Annotated in this window: 17 protein-coding genes and 1 pseudogene; 7 read left to right on the plus strand and 11 right to left on the minus strand. The window is 34.7% G+C overall.

The window, feature by feature from the left end:
• The first annotated feature begins 314 nt into the window (after window positions 1–314).
• The 4 genes from EKM03_RS09515 (at window position 315) to EKM03_RS09530 (ending at window position 4094) form a co-directional block, all read left to right on the plus strand.
• The gene (locus tag EKM03_RS09515) at window positions 315–662 is read left to right on the plus strand and encodes a helix-turn-helix domain-containing protein (protein WP_126556010.1); all 348 of its coding nucleotides are present in this window, start codon (window positions 315–317) and stop codon (window positions 660–662) included.
• Window positions 662–1954, plus strand: a complete 1293-nt coding sequence (locus EKM03_RS09520; protein WP_126562206.1) for a type II toxin-antitoxin system HipA family toxin — start codon at window positions 662–664, stop codon at window positions 1952–1954. Before EKM03_RS09515 ends, EKM03_RS09520 begins: the two co-directional genes overlap by 1 nt.
• A gap of 9 nt (window positions 1955–1963) precedes the next feature.
• Window positions 1964–2143, plus strand: a complete 180-nt coding sequence (locus EKM03_RS09525; protein ID WP_126460079.1) for a hypothetical protein — start codon at window positions 1964–1966, stop codon at window positions 2141–2143.
• Between the two features lie 166 nt (window positions 2144–2309).
• Window positions 2310–4094, plus strand: a complete 1785-nt coding sequence (locus EKM03_RS09530; protein WP_126460076.1) for a DUF885 family protein — start codon at window positions 2310–2312, stop codon at window positions 4092–4094.
• Window positions 4095–4204: 110 nt separating this feature from the next.
• Here EKM03_RS09530 and EKM03_RS15485 read toward each other — a convergent pair.
• The 5 genes and pseudogenes from EKM03_RS15485 to EKM03_RS09555 form a co-directional block, all read right to left on the minus strand.
• Window positions 4205–4435, minus strand: a pseudogene (locus tag EKM03_RS15485) (integrase core domain-containing protein); the annotation flags it as partial.
• A gap of 94 nt (window positions 4436–4529) precedes the next feature.
• The gene (nhaC, locus tag EKM03_RS09540) at window positions 4530–5996 is read right to left on the minus strand and encodes a Na+/H+ antiporter NhaC (protein WP_126740270.1); all 1467 of its coding nucleotides are present in this window, start codon (window positions 5994–5996) and stop codon (window positions 4530–4532) included.
• Window positions 5997–6200: 204 nt separating this feature from the next.
• Complete coding sequence (locus EKM03_RS09545; RefSeq protein ID WP_126740271.1) at window positions 6201–7814, minus strand: glycoside hydrolase family 3 protein; 1614 nt, start codon at window positions 7812–7814, stop codon at window positions 6201–6203.
• A gap of 166 nt (window positions 7815–7980) precedes the next feature.
• A complete protein-coding gene (locus tag EKM03_RS09550; protein ID WP_126740273.1) occupies window positions 7981–9255 on the minus strand; it encodes an MFS transporter in 1275 nt (424 codons plus the stop codon).
• A 26-nt stretch (window positions 9256–9281) separates the two neighbouring features.
• A complete protein-coding gene (locus EKM03_RS09555; protein WP_126740275.1) occupies window positions 9282–10811 on the minus strand; it encodes a glycoside hydrolase family 10 protein in 1530 nt (509 codons plus the stop codon).
• Between the two features lie 236 nt (window positions 10812–11047).
• Between EKM03_RS09555 and EKM03_RS09560 the strand changes: the two genes are divergently transcribed.
• The 3 genes from EKM03_RS09560 to EKM03_RS09570 all read left to right on the plus strand — a co-directional run bounded on the left by EKM03_RS09560 (window position 11048) and on the right by EKM03_RS09570 (window position 17034).
• Window positions 11048–13963 carry an FAD-binding and (Fe-S)-binding domain-containing protein gene (locus EKM03_RS09560; RefSeq protein ID WP_126576283.1) on the plus strand — a complete coding sequence of 972 codons (2916 nt, stop codon included), beginning with the start codon at window positions 11048–11050 and terminating at the stop codon, window positions 13961–13963.
• 235 nt (window positions 13964–14198) lie between these two features.
• Window positions 14199–16118 (plus strand): amino acid permease, encoded by a 1920-nt coding sequence (locus EKM03_RS09565; protein ID WP_126576282.1) that lies wholly within the window; start codon window positions 14199–14201, stop codon window positions 16116–16118.
• A 256-nt stretch (window positions 16119–16374) separates the two neighbouring features.
• Window positions 16375–17034, plus strand: coding sequence for a M15 family metallopeptidase (locus EKM03_RS09570; protein ID WP_126740277.1), 660 nt, complete (start codon window positions 16375–16377; stop codon window positions 17032–17034).
• A 4-nt stretch (window positions 17035–17038) separates the two neighbouring features.
• Here the strand turns inward: EKM03_RS09570 and EKM03_RS09575 are convergent, their stop codons facing one another.
• The 6 genes from EKM03_RS09575 to EKM03_RS09600 form a co-directional block, all read right to left on the minus strand.
• Window positions 17039–17605 carry a hypothetical protein gene (locus tag EKM03_RS09575; RefSeq protein ID WP_126460051.1) on the minus strand — a complete coding sequence of 189 codons (567 nt, stop codon included), beginning with the start codon at window positions 17603–17605 and terminating at the stop codon, window positions 17039–17041.
• 2 nt (window positions 17606–17607) lie between these two features.
• Entirely contained in the window at window positions 17608–18789 is a 1182-nt protein-coding gene (locus EKM03_RS09580) for a class I SAM-dependent methyltransferase (RefSeq protein ID WP_126740278.1), read from the minus strand.
• A gap of 2 nt (window positions 18790–18791) precedes the next feature.
• The gene (locus EKM03_RS09585) at window positions 18792–19883 is read right to left on the minus strand and encodes an AI-2E family transporter (protein WP_126460045.1); all 1092 of its coding nucleotides are present in this window, start codon (window positions 19881–19883) and stop codon (window positions 18792–18794) included.
• Between the two features lie 75 nt (window positions 19884–19958).
• Entirely contained in the window at window positions 19959–20903 is a 945-nt protein-coding gene (locus tag EKM03_RS09590) for a zinc metalloprotease (protein WP_126453317.1), read from the minus strand.
• A gap of 260 nt (window positions 20904–21163) precedes the next feature.
• Window positions 21164–22111: a zinc metalloprotease gene (locus EKM03_RS09595; protein ID WP_126460042.1), complete on the minus strand. Its 948-nt coding sequence runs from the start codon at window positions 22109–22111 to the stop codon at window positions 21164–21166.
• A 508-nt stretch (window positions 22112–22619) separates the two neighbouring features.
• Window positions 22620–23258 carry a DUF4159 domain-containing protein gene (locus EKM03_RS09600; protein WP_126740280.1) on the minus strand — a complete coding sequence of 213 codons (639 nt, stop codon included), beginning with the start codon at window positions 23256–23258 and terminating at the stop codon, window positions 22620–22622.
• Window positions 23259–23318: the final 60 nt, after the last annotated feature.

Raw genomic sequence — 23318 nt, forward strand, 5'->3', positions numbered from 1 at the left:
TAGAAGAATTCTGGAAACAGAAAAATAATTTTAAAAATGTTGCTTAACTAATACTGCGGGTTTTATTTGCATATCCAGTATGTAAAAAAGTTTTAGGCCTTTTAAATCAAGAAAGAATCATTTTCTGGGATAAAAATTCGGAAGACAAATTTAAATCCTTTTGTGAAGAATATGTACCGATGGAAATTTTAGATGAAGATGAAGACCAAAACATTCTTAATGAAATAGTCTTTTAAAGTTATTTATTGAGTTTTTCGTTAAAATTAGCTATATTTGTATGACACATCAGTCATTAAATCATAAATAACTACTTTATGAATGATACATCATACATAAACTGGATAGCAATGAGCGATAACGCTTTAGCACAAACCATCGGTGCTTTTGTTAAACACCATCGCTTATCGCAGAACAAAACGCAGGAAGAGGTTGCCGGAGCCGCAAATATAAGCCGTTCTACACTCAGCTTACTAGAAAAAGGGGGAACAATAACAGTCCCAACCTTGCTACAAGTATTAAGAGTATTAGACCTTCTCTATATTATGGAGGTTTTCAAGATACAAGAACAAATAAGTCCTATAGAGTTAGCTAAACTAGATCAGCAAAAAAGACAACGAGCGAGAAACAGTGACAATGATTCTAATAAAAAATCAGATTGGTAATGATAACAACGGCATTTGTTAAAATATGGAATGAAACGGTGGGAGCTGTTGCTTGGAATACAGAAACGGGAGTAGCTAGTTTTGAATATGAGGCAAAATTCTTGGCGAAAAACTGGGATTTAGCCCCATTAAAAATGCCTGCCAATAATGCTCGTGGACGTATTTTTACTTTCACAGAATTAAAAGAAATTAAAACATTTAAAGGACTTCCTGGATTGCTGGCAGATGTATTGCCAGATGATTATGGAAACCAATTAATTAACAGTTGGCTGGCCCAAAATGGTCGACCGGAAAACAGTATGAACCCTGTTGAAATGCTTTGCTTTATAGGAACCCGTGGTATGGGTGCGCTTGAATTTGAACCTTCCCAATTTAATGTCAATAAAAGAGCTTTTGATATAGAAGTGGATAGCTTGGTAGCCATCTCTCAAAAAATGCTGTACAAAAGAGAAGGTTTTACAGCCAATCTAAACCAAAACGAGCAAGAAGCCATGATGAACATCCTTAAAATTGGAACCTCAGCTGGTGGTGCTCGTCCAAAAGCCATTATTGCCTATAACGAAAAAACAGGACAGGTAAAATCCGGACAAACAAATGCCCCAAAAGGATTTGAACATTGGTTAATCAAACTTGATACGGTAAGCGATGTGCAGTTTGGTGCAAGTACTGGCTATGGTAGAATTGAAATGGCTTATTATCTGATGGCAAGAGCAGCCGGAATTGAAATGATGGAATGCCGTTTATACGAAGAAAATGGTAGAGCGCATTTCATGACGAAACGTTTTGATAGAGAAAATGGCGATCAAAAACACCACATACAAACGTTATGCGCAATGCAACACTATGACTTTAACCAAATAACGAGTTTTAGTTACGAACAGTTGTTTCAAACCATGCGTTTATTAAAACTACCGTATCCACAAGCGGAACAGTTATACAGAAGGATGGTGTTTAATGTAATAGCACGCAATTGTGATGACCATACAAAAAACTTTGCATTTCGACTAAAGAAAGAGGGTGATTGGGAACTTTCTCCTGCTTATGATATTTGTTTTGCCTATCGCCCTGATAGTGATTGGGTAAGTCAGCATAACTTAAGTATTAATGGAAAGAGAACCTATATTACCAGAGAAGATTTACTGACAGTAGCAAAATCAATGAATATAAAAAAGGCGAATACTATCATCCAGCAAATTGATCAGGCTGTGAAAAGATGGTACGAATTCGCTGAAGCCGCAAATGTGGAGAATAAAATGAAAGAGAGTATTGCTAGATCACATCTAATTTTATAAGTAAAAAACATGTTTGCAGACAAAGTAATACAAACACTTACAGAATGTGATAAAAATATACTCTTCTATTTTGATGCAGATGGATCAAAAAAAGAAGAATTAACCGCTATTGAAGAAGCCGGTATAAAAGTAATAGAAGTAAATCAAAACTATTTTGAGTTAAAGTACAAACTGGAAATGGTATTGTAAATAATAGCGCTTTGAGGACAAACTAAATAATTGCAATAGTTAAAAAAATAAAACATAAATTAGCATATTGAAAAAAAAAATTAACATAAATACCCTAATAGCAGCCATTTAATCGAAAGACTAATCAAGCGTGTAGTATTAAATCATTTTCTAAATAATCCTTAATATGAATAAATTAAAATCTCTTCTTAGAAAAATAGCAGTCCTGCTTTTTGTTTTCACCGGCACAATTGTAATGGCACAAAAAAACTCAAGCAATGCTAAATTCAGCAAATTTCTAGATAATTATTACGAAGAAGGCTTGCTATTAAACCCATTGACAGCTACACAAAGAGGCGACAACAGGTACAACGATTTATTTCCGAACGATATCGCTGAACCCTACCTAAAAAAACAACACGACTTTACCATCGTGTATCAAAAACAATTAGCATCGTTTGATAGAAACAAGCTGAATTCTTTTGATAAAATTTCTTTCGACATCGTAAGTCTCCAAATAAAGCAAGCCCTGGAAAGAGAAACATTCCATCTTGAATACATTCCCTTTAGCCAGTTTAGGGGCTATCCCAGTTCATTACCTTCTCTTGGTTCAGGAAAAAGTTCTCAACCATTTAAAACAGCGAAAGATTATGAAAACTGGCTCAAACGAATTGATGGTTTTACGATATGGGCCGATACTGCGATAGCTAATTTTAACAAAGGCGTTGCAATGAAAATGGTACTTCCCAAAGCCTTGGTGATTAAAATGATTCCGCAGCTGGAAGCTCAAATTGCGACAGATACACTTAAAAATATCTTTTATGAACCCGTTCGGAATATGCCAAGCTCCTTTTCTGCAAAAGAAAAGAAAGCGATACGATTGGCCTATCAAAAGGCAATCAACACTAAAATAATCCCTACTTACCGAAAACTGGCCGATTATTTAAAAAATGTTTATTTGCCAAAATCCAGAACCACATCGGGCTACAATGATTTGCCCAATGGAAAAGCAATGTATGAATATTTTGTTGGAGTAAACACCACTACCAATCAAACACCGGATGAAATTTACCAAACGGGACTTCGAGAGGTGGAACAGATTACTAAAGAGATCGATGACCTCAAGATAAAAATTGGCTTTCAGGGAGACCGAACTGCATTTTTCAATCATGCCCTGACTGATCCCTCCTTTTTTCCTTTCACCACTGACGAAGAAATATTGGAAAGTTACAGAGCCATCCTGCCCATCATAGAGCCGAAGCTGAAAAAATTATTCAATATTGTTCCCAAAACAGCCTTCGAGGTGAAGGCAATTGAAAAATTTAAAGCGGCGACGTCGGCAGCCAATTATGAAAGAGGCACAACGGACGGTAGCAGACCCGGTTATTTTAATGTTCCAATCGTTGACGCTACTAAATTCAATAAGTTGGGGATGGACAATCTTTTTATACATGAAGCAATTCCGGGGCACCATTTTCAATTGTCCTTACAGCAAGAGAATCAATCCATGCCTAAAATCAGAAAATTTGCTGGCTATTCCGTTTTTTCTGAAGGCTGGGCTTTGTATGCCGAATCATTGGGTGATGAACTAGGATTGTACACCGATCCTTATCAAAAATTGGCTGCCTACAAATCAGAATTATTTAGAGCGATACGATTAGTGACAGACGTTGGATTGCATACCGGAATAATGACAAGAGAAGAGTCAATCCAATACATGATGGAAAAAGGGGGAAGAGAGCAGCAAGCTTCTGTTTCAGAAACAGAAAGATATATGGCAATGCCAGGACAAGCGCTTTCCTATAAAACAGGGGAATTGAAAATTTCGGAATTGAAAGCTAAATACATCAAAAGCTTAGGCAGCAAGTTTGAAATCAAAAAGTTTCACGATGCCATTTTGCAGGTTGGTTCCGTGCCTTTAAATGTGTTTGAAACTTATATGGATAATTGGGCTTCTGAACAAAGTAACTAAGGAGAATATAAGTATTAATTGGGAAACAATAGTTTTTTTAAAACCTAACGAAGTTATTAAGTTGTCTTGTCCTGAATAACCGATACAGATTATTAGATAAAAATATTTAATTAAACACTTGCAAAAACGTTTTTGTAAGTGTTTTTTGTTTTATATGTCCTCATTTTAATTTGATTTTGTAAATGCATTTTGTTTGGAGTCAGCATGAAATTAGAATAATGAGGTCTTAATTCATTGTATATGCTGATTGATTCTTTTACAATTTGCTTCATAACTTTTAAATCTAGATTGTATTTGTCAATCATAAATTCCTGCTTTAATATTCCATTTATTCTTTCAGCTACAGCATTTTCTTATTTATTTCTAAATCTAGAATTAGGTTTTGATGTTTTCTAAATCGATGATGAGAATTAGTGGTTACATGATAACTTTTATTTAGATAGATGTATTGTTTGCATCACTTTGTAATTGTCTTATTTTTATGTTGAAAGCAGCAAATAATAAAGTCATAAAAGGGCTTAAAAGATTAAAAAAGGCAAAAGGAAGATAGTCTAATGTTGGCACACCTAATGTTCCTGATTGGTACGCTCCGCAGGTATTCCAAGGAATTAATACCGAGGTTACAGTCCCGGCGTCTTCTAATGTTCTACTTAAGTTTTCAGGGGCTAAACCTTTATTTTTATAGGCTTTCGCAAACATTTTACCCGGAACTACAATGGCTAAATATTGATCCGAAGCTGTAATGTTTAATGCCAAACAGCTTCCTACGGTAGACGCAAATAAACCAAAAGTGGTGTGTGCTAATTTTAAGAGGGCTTTACTAATTGTTGCCAATGCGCCAATTGCATCCATAATGCCACCAAAAACCATTGCGCAAAGAATCAACCATATAGTTCCCAGCATTTTTTGCATTCCTCCAGAAGTAAATAAATCCGCAAGGGTTTCATTTGTAGTAGGAATGCTTACTTTAGTTGTTATGGCATCCATTATTCCTCTGTAACCGGATTGTAAAGTCATGTTGTTGACACCAGAAATTTGATTGATGATGTGAGGTTGAAATAGAATTGCAAATACAGCAGCCAGAAGAGTTCCTGCTAAAAGAGCAATTAGCGGTTCTGTTTTTTTTATGATTAATCCAATAACAATAGCGGGAACTATAAATAACCATCCCGAAACAGTAAAAGAACTTTCAATATCATTCAGCAGTGTTTTTATATCCACATTTCCTTTAATATCCACTGTCAAACCCAGAATAATAAACAAAATTAGAGTAATAATATACGTAGGAATTGTTGTTATCATCATATATCTGATGTGCGTAAACAAATCGGTTCCGGCCATAGCAGGGGCGAGGTTTGTTGTGTCTGACATGGGCGATAATTTGTCTCCGAAATAGGCTCCGGAAATAACGGCCCCTGCAACCATTCCTAAATCAAAACCCAATGCGCCACCAACACCAATTAATGCTATACCTACCGTAGCACTGGTGGTCCAGGAGCTTCCGGTAGCAATAGAAATTATAGAACAAATTAGCAATGTAGCAGGCAAAAATACCGTTGGACTCAAAATTTGTAACCCATAATAAATCATCGAAGGAATAATGCCACTTACCAACCAAGTTCCCGCTAATGCTCCAACCATAAGTAAGATCAGGATAGCGCCTACGGTTGATTTGATGTTCTCGGCCACTTCATCAATCATTTTTTGATAGGTAACCTTATTAAAAAAACCTATAATTGCTGCAACAGCTCCACCCAGCAAGAGTACAAATTGATTGCTTCCGCTCAAAGCATCATCACCGTAAACGAATACATTAAAACCTAGCAGCATGATGAGCGCTAGAACAGGAACCAACGCTTGTCCTATTGATAATTCTTTATTTTTGTTGATTTTTATATCCATTCTATAGTGTTTGGATGTGCAATATAGATAAAAAAAAGCCTTATATCCTAAAGTGGCTGCTCTATCAGTTTTGGTTTTTTGTAGATTTTATTAGTAGAACTTTCAAATTAAACCATTCGGGATTTAAAATATTTCGGAATTTATTTTTTGGCTATTTTTCACAATCCGTAGTCCTTTTTAGAAAAAATCAAATATTTTATGAGTCTATTCAATAGTTGATATTTGCACCGGCAGAGCTCCTTTACACTCCATGTTTTCCAGTAATTGGTGTGCTGCTGTTTCTTGAAATTCCGAAAAATCCTGATACACTTGAACGATTCCTGCAGTAGCACTTAAGTTAGGAATTATCTGTAATGCGTACGGGTTTCCAAAGACATATAAAAAACACTTTTTTGAAATAAATAATTTTTCTAAATACTGCAATACAAAATCCTCTATATCAAAATTATTCATTGGTTTGGCTTTTGGAACAAACAAAGCAATAAGGATAGTATCAAAATCAAGTAGCAGTTCATCTAATTCATTCAGGGCTATGGTATCTCCTCTTTCATAGCAAAATTCAGGACAAGGCAATGCGGCCGATAAATTTTTAAAAAAAGAATTTTCAGTGTTTTTATACAGACTTATTTTGGCTAGATTCGCTCTGTTTTTTGCATCAAAAAGTGTAACGGTATTGCGGGTGTCTTTTATTTTAGTAATGCAATTTTGAGCAATTTTTGAGTTTAATTCAGAAGTGGTTTTAAAATCAAAAGCATTCCGGGAAAGATGCGGTAATTTAGAAGTTCCGTCTATAATACCTGCTTTTTGTTTGCATTTCCACAACCGGTTAAAGCTAGCTTCAATCCGTTCCGGAGTTGCGTTTTTTAGGATTTCCTGTATTCCTTCGGGTACGTTTTCGGCAAAGCACAAAATATCATTACCAGCATTAAAAGCTTCCCATTCCAGTTGCCCTTTTTGATCGTATAATTTAGAAACGCTGTGCATATTCAAAGCATCCGAAATCACTAAACCATCATAGCCCAATTGCTTGCGCAAAAGGGTTTCAATCACGGATTTTGACAGCGTTGCCGAAGTGTTTTTTCCTTCGTTCAAAGCAGGAACTGCCAAATGGCCAATCATAATCGAATCGACTTTGTTCTCAATTCCTTTTATAAACGGAACCAGTTCATTGGCTACTAATTCTTCGAGAGTTTCTTTTAAAATAGGTAATCCCAAATGCGAATCAATATTAGTATTTCCGTGTCCGGGAAAATGTTTGAGACAGCCTAAAACACCAGTATCATTAAGTCCTCTGAGATATTCCAGCGCAAAATCAGTTACTTTTTTTTTGTCTTGACCAAAAGAACGGTAGCCAATTACAGGATTATTCGGATTGTTATTGATATCCGCCAATGGCGATAAATTATAATGAATCCCAACTGATTTTAAGTCTAAACCTATTTGTTTGCCCACTTCATAAACCAGATTTTTTTTATTGTCAGGCAAAGCGCCAAGGGTAATCGCATACGGATATTGTGGTGTTTTTTCTACGCGCATAGCCAATCCCCATTCGGCATCAATACTCATTAATAACGGAGTCGTAGCACAATTTTGATATCTGATTATGAGTTCTTTTAAACGCTGAAAACTACCATCATTCAGGACTACTTTTTTTGTAGTTTCATAATTCGTCGCAGCACTAGCTCTACTGTGAAAAAAAGTCAATCCACCTATATTGTGCTCTTTTATTAATCGTTCGGTAGCCTGAATGTTTTCCTCAGTATCATTGATGAAAACGGCTGGGAAGAAAAATTGTCCTATTTTTTGTTCTATTGTCATTATAAAATGAATATGATGTTAATTTTAAACAAATAAGTCACGTAAGTCAAATTACACAGAATAAATAATTATATAAAAGGGTTGTGAAAAAACAGTTATTTTTAAGAGAGTCTTACTTTCTTAAATAAACTTATATGACTTATATGTTTAAAAAAAGCTAGTTTGTTTATTCTTGTTCTGTTTTCTTACCGAAATCGGCAGGAAAAATCAAAAAGCGGGATAAAATTAATCCAGGGATGGTTGCCAAAAACACCCAAATAAAGAAATTTCCATAGCCCAAATAGTCTTGAATAAATCCGCTCAACATTCCCGGAAGCATCATTCCTAACGCCATAAATCCGGTTGCAATAGAGTAGTGAGAGGTTTTTGATTCGCCATCAGCCACATAAATCAAGTACATCATGAAAGCCGCAAAACCAAAACCATAACCAAATTGTTCCGCAATCACCGTCGCATAAATATAGAAAACGGAACCAGGATGAAAATGGGATAATAGTATGAATCCTATTATAGGTAAGTGCATGGCTAAAATCATGAGTAACATCCATTTTCCTAATCCATCTCTGGAAATGGCAATACCGCCTAAGATACCGCCCAAAGTAAGCGAAATCACGCCAAAAGTCCCATAGATAACGCCAACATCCTGTGTGGTTAAGCCCATGCCTCCTGCAGTTATAGGATCTATTAAAAAAGGAGTTAACATTTTTAATAACTGAGATTCTCCTAATCTGAATAATAAAATGAAAGCCAAAACTAAACCAATTTGTTTCTTTTGAAAAAAAGTAGCAAAAACAACTCCGAAGCTTTTATTTGGGACTGATTCCGTTTTTGCCTCTGCAATTTTTGTTTCAATTTTTGGAGTCGAAAAATAATTGTAAATGGTAATTACCGTCATAATTAATCCTACAATTACCATGGTGTAGGACCATGCTTTTTGTTTGTCTCCATATTCCTGTTCCAGATAACCAGCAATAACTACAATTAATCCGTTTCCGGTAAGCATAGAAAGTCTGTAAAATGTACTCCGGATTCCAAGGAAAAAGGATTGTTGGTCTTTCTCTAAAGCCAACATGTAAAAGCCATCACTGGCCACATCATTAGAGGCTGATGCAAATGCCGCCATCCAAAAAACAGCTAGACTTAGCATGAAAAAATTATTCATAGGAATGGTCAAACCCACAATCAAAAATGCAACTGCAATCAGTAATTGCATGCTCAAAAACCATTTTCTTTTAGTCGAATAGAGGTCAATAAAAGGGCTCCACAGCGGTTTGATTACCCATGGTAAATATAGTAAACTGGTATATATACCAATATCCTCATTGTTGATTCCTAGGTTTTTATACATTATTACCGAAACCGAAATAATAATAGCATACGGCAAGCCTGAAGCAAAGTTTAAAACGGGAATCCAATACCAGGGTCTATTGTCTGTTTTCATTTAAGGCAAATTATATTCAATTAAAATTATAGCGTAAAATTGACAAAAGCAGCTTCACTTTCATTGCCATAAAAATCGATGAATGTAATGGCGCAGGAATTATTTTTATCTAATTTATAAGTAGGAATTACTATTTCAACTGGGTTTTTCTCATTGAAAGCAATTTTGTTGATGATTTGGCTCGGATCATTCACATCAATTTGTGTTTCAGATGTAGATCCATAAACCATCACATAACGCACTTGACTATTTTCAGGATAAGGAACATAAAAACTAGAAGAAATCGAATTTTTAACCAGTGCGTTTGCCCTTGGAACAGCGATTACTTTTTTGACAAAATTTGGAACAACGTGAGGAAGTGCAGGATATTTGTATTGGTTGTTTTCCAGTAATCGAGTCACACTTTGATTTTTGTTTAAAAATGATTTGGCACTAAAAAAAGCATTACCCTGAATATTTTTATATGATCTGGTAATGTCTATTTGGTTGGGGATTTCGTATGGATTATTCCATCTTTTGTCAGAGTCGGTATTGATTTTGTATGATCCGTTACCAATATAGATTGCCGTATTTGTTGAATTTTCAGACCACCAACGCAACAATTTCGAATAGGAAGCTTTAGGGTGATCCATACTCCAGTATAGCTGCGGAACAAGGTAATCAATCCACTTGTTTTCCATCCACGCTAACGGATCAGCAAATAAATCATCGTAATTAGTTTGCCCAGATTCCGTTTCGGAACCTCTTGGATCTACTGATTTATTTCTCCAGACACCAAATGGGCTGATGCCAAATTGCACCCACGGTTTGATTTTTTTGATCGATATTGAAACACTTTTTACAAAATCATTCACATTTTTACGTCTCCAATCCGCTAAATCCAATCCATCTCCATATTTTTTGAAAGAATCAGTGTCGTCAAATAATTCGCCTTTTATTTTATACGGATAAAAATAATCATCAAAATGAATGGCATCAATGTCATAATTTGTAACGACTTCTTCCACGACAGCTGTCAAATGATTTTGAACTTCAGGCAAAGCAGGATTGTAATAGTATTTACCACCATATTTTATCATCCATTCGGGATATTTAAAAAAATCGTGTTGAGGACTTAAAAGTGCAGTATTGTAATCCATTGTGGCTCGGTATGGATTCATCCAAGCATGAAATTCAAAACCTCTGGCATGCGTTTCAGCAATCATCCACGCTAAGGTGTCAAAATAAGGTTTTGGTGCCTGTCCTTCTTTACCGGTCAAAAATCGGGACCAAGGTGCTAATTGGGTTGGATAAAAAGCATCACCAACACTTCGAATCTGAACAATGACTGCATTATAATTTAATTTTTTATAAGCCTCTAAAATCTCAATATAATCTGCTTTTTGTTTGGCAACATTATCAGTACTCATTTTAGGCCAGTCAATATTCACCACTGTAGCAATCCAAACGGCTCTAAATTCATTTTTGGGATTTGTAGCGGATGTTTGTGCGTTACCAATCGAAAAAGATAGTAAAAAGAATAAAATAAGCAAAAGAGTGTGCTTGCGATTTTTCATTAGAGTATTGTTTATAAAGTATTCAAAAATAGTTTTTTTAGTGAAATTTACCCGATAAAATGGGTTTAAAATTCGACTTTTTTTATCAGCGCAATTTCTTTGCCGTTTTTTCAAAATAACATTAAAGAATACTTTACCTTAAATAATAAAAGGATTTGAATATTTCTTATTAGTTTTTAAAGTATACACCACTATATATTTATATTTGTGAAAATAACAGCAATTCACTCCACAATATGTCAATTACGCCTCCGTTACAAGAACTATCTCAATCATTAGAAGGCATTCTTTTATATGATGACCTTCATAAAACATTGTATGCCACTGACGCTTCGGCCTACAGGATCCTGCCACTTGCTGTAGCGATTCCAAAATCAGAGGAAGATATTGTAAAAATTATTCGCTTTGCAGCAAAAAATAAAATTTCAATTACGCCTAGAACTGCCGGAACATCATTGGCAGGTCAAACTGTAGGTAGTGGAATAATCGTGGATGTTTCGAAACATTTTACGAAAATTGTCGCTTTTGATTCTATTAAAAAAACCGTTACCGTACAACCAGGAGTAATTCGGGATGAACTGAATTTATATTTAAAACCGCACGAATTGTTTTTTGGCCCCAATACTTCGACTTCCAATCGTTGTATGATAGGCGGAATGGTAGGCAATAATTCATCTGGAACTACATCAATTCGGTACGGAGTTACCCGAGATAAAATTGTGGAAATTAAAGCAGTTTTGAGTGATGGAAGTTCGGCAGTATTTAAAGAAATGACTTCTGCTGAATTCATTGAAAAAACAAAAGGGAACACGCTTGAAAGTTCTATTTACAAGACTATTTATGAGGAACTTTCGAACACAGAAAACCAAAAAGAGATTACAAAAGAATTTCCGAAACCTGAAATTCACAGAAGAAACACCGGATATGCAGTTGATTTAGTATTGAAATCGGAACTTTTTGGAGGAACCGAAAGCACTATAAATCTAGGAAAACTCCTTTGTGGAAGCGAAGGAACTTTAGCATTTACCACTGAAATTACGCTGAAAGTAGATCCGCTACCGCCAACAAATAATGTGATGATAGTGGCCCATTTTCATACCATTCAGGAAAGTTTAGAAGCTGTGGTTACCGCAATGAAACACCATTTGTACACTTGTGAAATGATGGATGACACCATATTAGATTGTACCAAAACCAACCGGGAACAGGCTAAAAATAGATTTTTCATTCAAGGAGAACCAAAAGCGGTTATCATGCTTGAAGTAGCCTCGTATCACAGTATGGAAGATGCTGAATTACAGGCCAATGCTTTGATTTCCGATTTAGAACGAAATAATTTTGGGTATGCTTTGCCAAAAATTTACGGAGCAGATATTGATAAAGTAAATGAGCTGAGAAAAGCAGGTCTTGGACTTTTAGGCAGTATTGTTGGCGACAATAAAGCGGCAGATTCTATTGAAGATACCGCTGTTGAATTGAGTGATTTGCCTAATTATATTGCTGAATTCTCCGCAATGATGGAGCGTCATGGTCAAAGTGCTATTTATTATGCGCATGCCGGTGCAGGAGAATTGCATTTGCGTCCGGTTTTGAATTTGAAAACAAAAGAAGGGATACACCAATTTAGAAACATCGCAACCGAAGTGGCTGTTTTAGTCAAAAAATACAGAGGTTCCTTGAGCGGGGAACATGGGGACGGTATTGTTCGTGGAGAGTTTTTACCTTTTATGATTGGAGAACAGAATTATGAATTATTGAAAAGAATCAAACATGCTTTTGACCCCAACACCATTTTGAATGTGGGAAAAATTGTAAACGCTTTCAAAATGGATGAAAACCTTCGGATGGAAGCGGGGAGAGTAGAACCGGAAATACAAACTATTCAGGATTTCTCTGATAGTATGGGGATTTTGCGTGCTGCGGAAAAATGTAATGGTTCTGGTGATTGCAGAAAATTACCTTCGGCCGGAGGAACCTTGTGTCCTAGCTATCGCGCCACGCGGAATGAAAAAGATACGACGCGCGCCAGAGCCAATGCGCTGCGGGAATATTTGACGCATTCAGAAAAAGACAATAAGTTCGATCATGAAGAATTATATAAGGTATTTGAGTTGTGTGTGAGCTGCAAGGCTTGTGCCAGTGAATGTCCCAGTAATGTGGATGTGGCAGCAATGAAATCAGAGTTTCTGTACCACTATCAAAAAGCGAATGGATTTTCATGGCGCAATAAAGTATTTGCTTTTAATGCGAAATTGAATGGACTGGGGAGTATCACTCCAAAGTTTACGAATTTCATGCTGAACTTGCCTTTGGTAAAAAAAACCATGGGAATTGCCTCAAAAAGAGAAGTACCGCCTTTGGCTCAGCAAACCTTTAGAAAATGGTATGAGAAAAATTGGAATCAAGCACCAAGTGATTCTTTTGTAAACGGAAAAGTATGTTTGTTTTGTGATGAATTTACTAATTTTTATGATGTTTCAGTAGGCATTGATGCGTACGAGTTATTGACAGCATTAGGATATGAAGTAATTATGGTGGATCATGAGGAAAGCGGAAGGGCTTTTATCTCTAAAGGTTTTCTGGAAGAAGCCAAAGCAATCGCAAACATAAACGTAACTGTTTTTTCGGATTATGTTACTACTGATTTTCCGTTGATAGGAATAGAACCTTCAGCAATATTGACCTTTAGAGATGAATACATTCGATTGGCTGACGATAAGGAAGGTGCTGAAAAATTAGCACAACATGTATTTACGATTGAAGAGTTTTTTAAAAATGAAATTACAAAAGGTAAAATTCATCCAGAACAATTTTCTGATGTTGCAAAAACAATAAAAATTCACGGACATTGTCACCAGAAGTCATTGAGTACTATGGAAGCAACTTTTGTAATGTTGAATGTCCCTAAAAATAGTTCAGTTACGATTTATAATTCGGGATGTTGTGGTATGGCTGGCTCTTTTGGTTATGAAAAAGAACATTATGAAATCAGCATGCAAATGGGAGAAGACACCTTGTTCCCAAAAATAAGAGCTACTGATGCAACAGTGGCTATCGCAGCAGCAGGAACTAGTTGCCGCCATCAGATTTTTGATGGTACCAGTAGAAAAGCCTTGCATCCGGTCACGATTCTAAAAAGCTGGTTGAAATAATAATTGCAGCTGATTTTAAAATTATTTTTTAATTAGATGAATAGCAAAATTTGACTTATTTACTATAAAAAAAAATTGATTTAACTTTTATAAAAAATAAATAAAAAAATAGTTAGAGAAACTCCATTAATTAAAATTGTTTTATACTTTTGAATTTTGAAGATAATTTGAACTATTTTCATAATTATAGCATACAATTTACAGTTTATTAATTTTTAATGATAAAGTTTAGTTTATGGCATCTTCAAGTTTATTTAGAAAAAAAACAGTACAAGATATTTTAAAACAGGTTGAAAAAAGAGATGCCGATGGCCATAATGCATTAGGAAAACATTTAACGGCGCGTGATTTAACAGCATTTGGTATCGCCGCAATTGTAGGAGCCGGAATTTTCAGTACGATTGGTAAAGCTAGTTCTGATGGAGGGCCTGCAGTTATCTTTTTGTTCTTGTTTACTGCTATAGCCTGTAGTTTTGCTGCTTTTGCGTATGCTGAATTTGCATCGATGGTTCCCGTTTCCGGAAGTGCTTATACGTATTCGTATGTGGCTTTTGGAGAAATAATAGCCTGGATTATTGGTTGGGCGCTGATAATGGAATATTCTGTGGGGAATATAACGGTCGCCATATCGTGGAGTGACTATTTTACGGGTTTACTTGAAAGTGGCGGGCTTCACTTACCACAATGGGTTCAAATGGATTTTTTGTCCGCTTCCAGAGGTTTTGACGATGCCATTGCGCTAATGCAAGGTGGCAAAGAATTTGCAAACTTAAGTCCTGCTTTACAGGATGCTTATACAGCCTGGACGACTTCGCCGGTTATTGGATCGTTTCATTTTGTGGCAGATCTTCCTGCACTACTGATTATTGTTTTGATTACGGCATTGATTTACCGCGGAATGAAAGAATCTCGAAATGCGAGTAATATCATGGTGGTTGTCAAATTATGTATTGTTCTTTTAGTCATAGCGGTTGGTGTTTTCTATGTGGATACTGCAAATTGGGATCCTTTTGCGCCTAATGGTGTTACAGGAGTTTTAAAAGGAGTTTCAGCAGTGTTTTTTGCTTACATTGGGTTTGATGCCATCTCGACAACGGCTGAGGAATGCAAAGATCCACAACGTGATTTGCCTAAAGGAATGATGTGGGCCATAATAATATGTACCGTTTTATATATTGCCATTGCTCTGGTACTTACCGGAATGGTGCGTTATGACCAGTTGAATGTAGGTGATCCCTTGGCTTTTGTATTTGAAAAATTAGACCTAAAATGGATGTCCGGAATCATTGCCGTGAGTGCGGTTGTGGCTATGGCAAGTGTTTTATTGGTTTTTCAAATGGGACAACCGCGTATCTGGATGAGTATGAGTCGTGATGGTTTGTTGCCAAAACGTTTCTCAAAAGTACATCCAAAATACAAAACACCATCGTATGCGACAATTGTTACCGGGTTTGTAGTAGCAGTTCCCGCTTTATTTTTGAATTTAACATTGGTTACAGATTTGTGCAGTATTGGAACGTTATTCGCTTTTGTATTGGTTTGTGCCGGAGTTTTAGTGTTACAAAACAGAACCGATATACCTCGTGGAAAATTTAAAACTCCTTATGTAAATTCAAAATTCATATTGCCAGTTTTGATTATTATGGGATTGGTGTTTGCTTTTGGTTACAATAAAAAAGGAACAATGGATTTTATTACCAATAAAACTCAAATCAACAGTTCATCCGCTATCATCACCTCGTTAAACAAAGAAGAAACCCAAAAAGTATACAATTATTTAGTCACTATTGATGCTAAAAACAGCACTGATGAAACGCCGGATTTAGAGCATTTATTGCGCCAGTATCAACAAGATGAGGCAAAATATGCTGCTGTTATAGCGGGTTTGCCAATTGCTGATGCAGTGAAATATGAAAGCGGTTTTAGTTTATTTAAACACAAAATTCCAATGTGGATTTTCTTGATTGTTTTAGCTGGATTATCCGTTTGGTCTTTTAAATCAAATTTGTCTTTGATACCGCTATTGGGATTGATTTGTTGTTTGTACATGATGGCTGAATTGAGTGTTTGGAACTGGATTTATTTTGGAATATGGCTTTTGATTGGATTGGTCATTTATTTTGGCTTTAGCCGAAAAAACAGCAAATTAAATTAAGAACACGAAAAAATTCTAAAACAGTCAGGGTCTTACTATGCATTTAGATCACTATTAGGAAAAACAAATAAGTCCGCTAAAAGTAATTTTAGAGGACTTATTTGTTTTAGAGGATATCTTAGTTGTCTTTTTTATACAATGAAATTGAAGGAAATGCAATTGCTTTTTCAAAATTGAAACGATTACTGAACGGATTAATTCATAGGGAATAATTGATACCACTATTTTTTACCTTATTTTTATAAAAAATAAACACATGATTTTCACTGTCAAAGCACTTGTATTCGTTAGTTTTCTTTTTTGTATTGTTAGCTGTCAAGCGCAAAACTTGATTTCTAAAACAGACGAAAAAAAGATTCCAATTAGCAATGATACGCTATTTGTAAATTTGAAAGAATACAGTCAAGATTTTGTGTATGATATGAAATACGCCACAACAGACAATTTCCTGAACGCAAAAGTATATGATTGCGCAGAATGTTTTTTGCGGTTAAAAACCATTCGTGCACTTGTTGAAGCCAATGAGAAGTTTATGGAAAAGGGCTATAAGATTAAAATTTTTGATTGCTATCGCCCTTTAGATATTCAGAAAAAAATGTGGGAAATTGTACCTAATCCTAAGTACGTGGCTAATCCCTCGAAGGGATCAATTCATAATAGAGGGGGAGCTGTAGACCTTACTTTAGTGAACAGCAGTGGAAAAGAATTAGATATGGGTACTGGTTTTGATTTTTTTGGAGTCGAAGCGAGTCATGATTATCCTACTGTTTCGCACACAGTAAAGGCAAATAGAAACCTGCTGAAAACAACAATGATTAGTAGTGGTTTTAATTCATTTGATTCGGAATGGTGGCATTATAATGTAAAATCAGGGTTGAATGACACTATTTCTAATACTAAATGGGAATGTAAATAAACTATTATTCGATACACTTTATCGTATTTATAAAGTAGGTTTCCGGATAGTAAATTTCGTTGTTTAATTCCGATTTAAATTCCTTTTTTATAATAAAATCCTCTGTATCAGTTAAATATTTGATGCGCATCATAGAAACTGGAGAACTTTTTAATTCTTCAAAACTATCCTTCATAAACATAAATGCTGCAGAATTGATCCGGTTATCATATCCATTGTCATCACGAATCAAAGTGCCACAATCTTCTTGATCAGTGTGTATTAACGTAATTATTTTTCCGTTGTTGAGTTGTAAAAACAATTTTGAATTTTTATCAAAACAATTCGCTTTTATAAATCCCTTGCTTTTTTGGATAAATTGTATGTTTAAGGTTGGTAATCCATCCGTTAAAGCCAGTGAATAGAAAATATAGCTGGAGTTTCCGGCAAATTTTTTTTCACTAATCATATATTCTTTAGTTGATTTATAGGTTCCTATTGAATCAGTAACGTTTTCACTGTAATCACATGGTTTTTGTGCAAAAAGACTCAAACTGAAGAAAAAGAAAGTTAATGTAATTATGAATTTCATTTTTATGATATTTTGGTGCAAATTAAAACTATTTTATGGTTATTTTCATCAGTTGTAAAAAAACTATATATATTTCCTCCGTCTTTTATTTTCCATTTTTTCCGAATACTTTCTACACTGTCCGGAAAATTCCGAGTTGTGATATTGGCTTTACTGTTTTCTAAAAAAAATTTCATCGCTGTTTTGTTGTAGGAAAATGTATTTTGAATTTCAAAAACACGACCCGGAAAGGGAATTAAGTCCATGGAAGTGTATAAGTGGGAATGCTTGTGTAGTTTATTGACTTTGTAAAAGGATCCCACTTCATCAAATCCACCTGATTTCATAATAGCACTATTGGGCTCGTATAAATAGGTTTGAGGTAAGTTGAAATTTGGAAAACTAGCATCTTCATTCCAAATAAAATCAAAAGTTTCATTTTTATCCTTGAGGATATTGACAGTTTTAATGCGTATTGGTCCGGAATAAGCTGCATGAAGTTCCCATAACAATTCCTTAACTTCGTTCTCAACGGCTATAATATGAATTTGTTTCACGTGTTGTAATTCCGTTAGTCCGGCAGTAATATCAAGAATAGGAGCCGTTTTTATGAGAATAGCATTTGTATTTTTAAAATAAAAAGTTAGATTTTCAGGAACATTTGGCAAACAATCTTTAAGCATGAATACCTTTCCTTTGGTATCATTTCTTCTGGAAGGATCAATATAAATCCAGTCCCAGTTTGTTTTTAAAGCGGTTAAGGTTGCCAGACTATCTCCGGTATAACAAGTAATATTAGGAACACGTAATTGCTCAAAATTGTGTTTTACAAGTTGAGATAAATCGGGATTAATTTCGCAATGAACCACTTCTTTTATTTTTTGTGCAAAATAAAAATCATCCACACCAAAACCTCCAGTCAAATCGATTAAGTGATCACCAGTAACAATAGAAGCTTTATAAGAAGCTGTTTTTTCAGAAGACGTTTGTTCTACTGAAAGTTTGCTTGGATAAATGATGTTTTGGGACAAGAACCAATGTGGCAATTTATCTTTTGCTTTTGTCTTAGCGTCTATTTGGTTCAAAATGGTGATCCAATCCACATTGGGAAAGGGATTTTTTTGTAATGCTAATGTTGCTACGTGTGTACCAATGTTAGCATTGATAAATACTTGTACTTCAGGATTTAAAATCATTAAATCCAAAATTAAAGGTCTTTAGTTAATGATTGAATGATCTTATTTTCCGGAAAAAATTCTTTCCCTATCACCTTAATTATTGTATACAATGGAACGGCTACAATCATTCCCAATATTCCAAAAAGAAAACCGGCAATTAAGATAACCAGAAATATTTCTAAGGGATGTGAACTGACACTTTTTGAAAAGATAATAGGTTGGGATAAATTGTTATCAATAATCTGAACGATCCAAAAACCAATAAGAACGTAAATTGTCGTAGGTAAAATATCGGATTGGAAGTCACCACCTAAATTGCTGATCATAGTCAAAATTGCGGCTAACACCGATGCAATTAATGGACCTATGTAGGGGATAATATTCAATACAGCACATAAAAAAGCAATAACAATTGCATCGGGAATACCAAAAATGACTAAGACTATGAAGTATAAAAGAAACACAATAAATAATTGAAGCAATAATCCAATAAAATAACGCGATAGTAAATGGTTGATCTTTTCCAGTGAATTTAAAATTTGAAATTCGTGACTATTGGGAATTAATTTTTTTACTCCTAAAAGAAACATTAATCGGTCTTTTAAAAAGAAAAAAGTAATAAACAGTACCGAAGCCAGTCCCACAACAAAACTACTGATTGTTCCCAAAATAGCATTTAGAAAATTTGGAATGATATTAAAATTTATTTTAGAGGAAATGTTGGCTTCCTTAAGTATTTGTGAGGAATCAATTTGATGACTTTCCAAAAACACACTGATCTGATTGGCTAACTCAATTATATTTTTTTCAATTTCTGCTGTGTTGAGCAGTGATAAATTTTGTCCTTGGGATAAAATCAAAGGAATAAACATCATTATGAAACCAAATATAATCAGTATAAAAATAAACAAAGTGGTAATAGTAGCAAAGAGATGATTAAATTTTAATCTCCGTTTAAAAAAATCTAAAATAGGATTTCCAATCATTGTGAATATAAAGGATACTACAAGATAAATTATCACCGATTGAATTTGGTAGAAAAAGAACAGCACTAAAGCACCTAGCACTAAGGTAAGTAGCGCACGGATAATGCCGCTAGAAATGGTTTTTGACGTAATCATATCTTTATATTAAGGGCTAAAGATAAAAAAAACTCGCTAACAAGTAGCGAGTTTTAAATTCTAAAAAACTAAAAATTATATTCCGAAACTCGCTCTTGCTCCACCAGAAACAAAAATTGCATCCATTCTTGATTTTTGGCCGTTAGAGAACATGTACATACCTCTATCATCTGTATAATCCATGTAATTCATAGTCATTTCTACAGGAGTACCAGAGCATGTACTGTAATGAGGGTAGGTAGGAACACCATAATTAGCAGTATTGTGCGTAGGCGTGTCAGAAACTAAATCGCTTCCACAAGTAGCATCACCCCAAATGTGACGTAAATTCATCCAGTGTCCTACTTCGTGAGTTGCTGTTCTTCCTAGATTAAATGGCGCTGTTACTGTCCCGGTAGTACCGAATGCATTGTTATCCATTACTACTCCATCGGTAGACGATGCACCTCCAGGAAATTGTGCGTAGCCTAGAATACCGCCACCAAGATTACAAGACCACATGTTTAATACAGTTGTTGGTGTAGTTGGAACGATTCCATTTGTTGATTTTTTCATAGAATCATCTGTAGACCAAGATGTTATAGTAGTAGATCTTCTCTTTACACTTTGTAAGACGAATGTAATTCCAACATTTGCTTTTACTCCTGAAAATGCTGCGGGAACTGAATTATAATCAGAATTTGCAGCATTAAAATCTTTATTCAATACGTCAATTTGGGATTGGATTTGTGCCAGCGAAATATTTTCAGCTGTAGTTCTGTATAAAACGTTTACGACCACTGGGATTTCTACTTTACCGTTAACTAAGCGACCAGATAACATTGCTTTGTCGGTAAAAGCTTCAATTTTATTCATTCGCAAAACTAATGACGGATCAGCTTTCATTTGGGCAGCTAACACTTCTTGAGATGCGCAACCACGTTTTGTAACTGCATCAGCTGATGGAGTAATTTCTGTTGTGTCATTTTGACAAGAAAAAAGCATTAATAATGCTACAGCAGATAAAAGAATTTTTTTCATAATGAATTTGTTATAAATTAATAGATTTGGTTTATTATATCACAATTTTATAACAATTTTTATTTAAAAAAAAATTTTATGATTACTTATTTATTAAATAATTTAAATCTTGCTTTTTGGATAAGAACAGTAAAGACTATTTAAATAAAATTTATGCTGTTAATAGGTTACTTATCGTAATGAAGAAATATAAACACGTAATGCTTATAAATAAAATAGGCGACTTTTTAGGTCGCTTATTTTATAAATTTATTTAGGAATTATACTCCAAAACCTGCTCTTGCTCCGCCTGCAACAAAAATTGCAGCCATTCTTGATTTTTGGCCATTAGAGAACATATACATACCCCTATCATCTGTGTAATCCATGTAATTCATAGTCATTTCTACAGGAGTTCCAGAGCATGTGCTGTAATGAGGATAAGCAGGAACGCCATAATTAGCAGTATTGTGTGTAGGTGTGTCAGAAACTAAATCACTTCCACAAGTTGCATCACCCCAGATATGACGTAAATTCATCCAGTGTCCTACTTCGTGAGTTGCTGTTCTTCCTAAGTTATAAGGATAAGCCCCTGATCCAGATAATCCAAAATATTTTGAATCAACTACAACACCATCAGTAGCCGTTGATCCGCCAGGAAATTGCGCATAACCTAAGATACCGCCACCAATAGTACAAGCCCATATATTAAGTGATGTTGTTGGTGAAGTAGGGTCTAAACCGCCTTGTTTTGTTTTTTTCATAGCATCTCTTGTGCCCCATGAAGTTTTAGTAGTAGATTTTCTATTTATTGTTTCTAAAACGAAAGTAATACCAACATTTGCTGCAACTCCAGAGAATAAAGCGGGAGTACTGCTGAAATCTGAATTAGTAGCATTAAAATCTTCGTTTAATACATCTATTTGAGATTGAATTTGAGCATCAGTTATGTTTTCTGCCGCAGTTCTGTATAAAACGTTTACAACTACAGGAATTTCTACTTTACCGTTAACTAATCGACCGGCTAACATTGCTTTTTCAGTAAATGCTTCAATTTTATTCATTCTCAAGGCTAATGATGGATCAGCTTTCATTTGTGCAGCAAGAACTTCTTGAGTGGCACAACCGCGTTGAGATACAGCGCTTGCTTCCGAAGTTGTTTCTGCTGTATCATTTTGACAAGAGAAAAGCATTAAAAGAGCAGCAACGGGTAAAAAAAAATTTTTCATAATCGAGTTTGTTATAAATTAATAGATTTGGTTAATGATTTAACAATTTTATAACAATTATTTCATGAAAAAAAATAAATATCTATTTTTTCATGAAATAAATATCAATTATGACTTTTTAGTAGCCTCTTTCTGCTGTCGTGTTCTTGATTTACCTCTGGTCTTAATAAAATATATTTAGGGAGATTGTAATTAATATTATTCTTATTAAATGATTCTTTAATGCTAATTTTACCTCTGAAAAAAGAAAGTAATGGTGGATTTTTCAAACTATTTATTTTCACAATTAATACTAATCTGTATTTTTTATTTGATTGTTAGCGATGGCATCTTTCAAAGAAGGATATTAAGAATTATAGCGCTACAGAACTCGAAAGTTCAAAAGTCATAAAGTCAAAAAAAATGTAAAATAGTATCTTAAAATCAATTTGTTACTTCTTGTTGTCTAATTGTAAAACACGACATTATACGATGATTGTTACTCAAAATAAATTATTGGTAAGCGGTGTTAATTATTAAAAATATAATTGATAATATTTGCCCCCATTTTTAATGCTTTTTCTCGAATCGCTGCTGGATCATTATTGACTTCTGGATCTTCCCATCCATCTCCTAAATCGCATTCATAGGTATAAAGCAGTATTAATTTATTTCTTATAAAAAGTCCAAAAGCTTGGGGTCGTTTACCGTCATGTTCGTGTATTTTGGGTAATCCGTTTGGGAACGAGAATGGTTTTTGAAAAATGGCATGACTCGCTGGAATTTCCACTAGACTATTATTTGGAAATATTTTTTTGATTTCTTTTCGGATGTATTGGTCCATTCCATAATTATCATCAATATGAAGAAATCCTCCAGCCAGCAAATAATTTTTAAGGTTGTTGCTATCAGCAGCACTAAAAACTACATTTCCATGGCCGGTCATATGCACATAAGGGTATGAAAATAAATCAGGACTAGCAGGCTCAACCGTGGCTGGCTTTGTTTTTATTTGGGTATTTATAGTTGCATTGCAGTATTTTATCAAATTGGGTAATGATGTTGGGTTTGCATACCAATCGCCACCACCACTGTATTTTAACAATGCAATTTCCTGCGAAAATGAAACGACCGAAAATAATAAGAGTAAATAAAATATTTTTTTCATAGCCAATTTCTATTATTTGCACCCATTTTGTGCATTGTTTTTTTTTGATTGTTCAGCAAT

The sequence above is a fragment of the Flavobacterium sp. GSP6 genome (assembly GCF_003984855.1).
In the GTDB taxonomy this organism is placed as follows: Bacteria; Bacteroidota; Bacteroidia; order Flavobacteriales; family Flavobacteriaceae; genus Flavobacterium.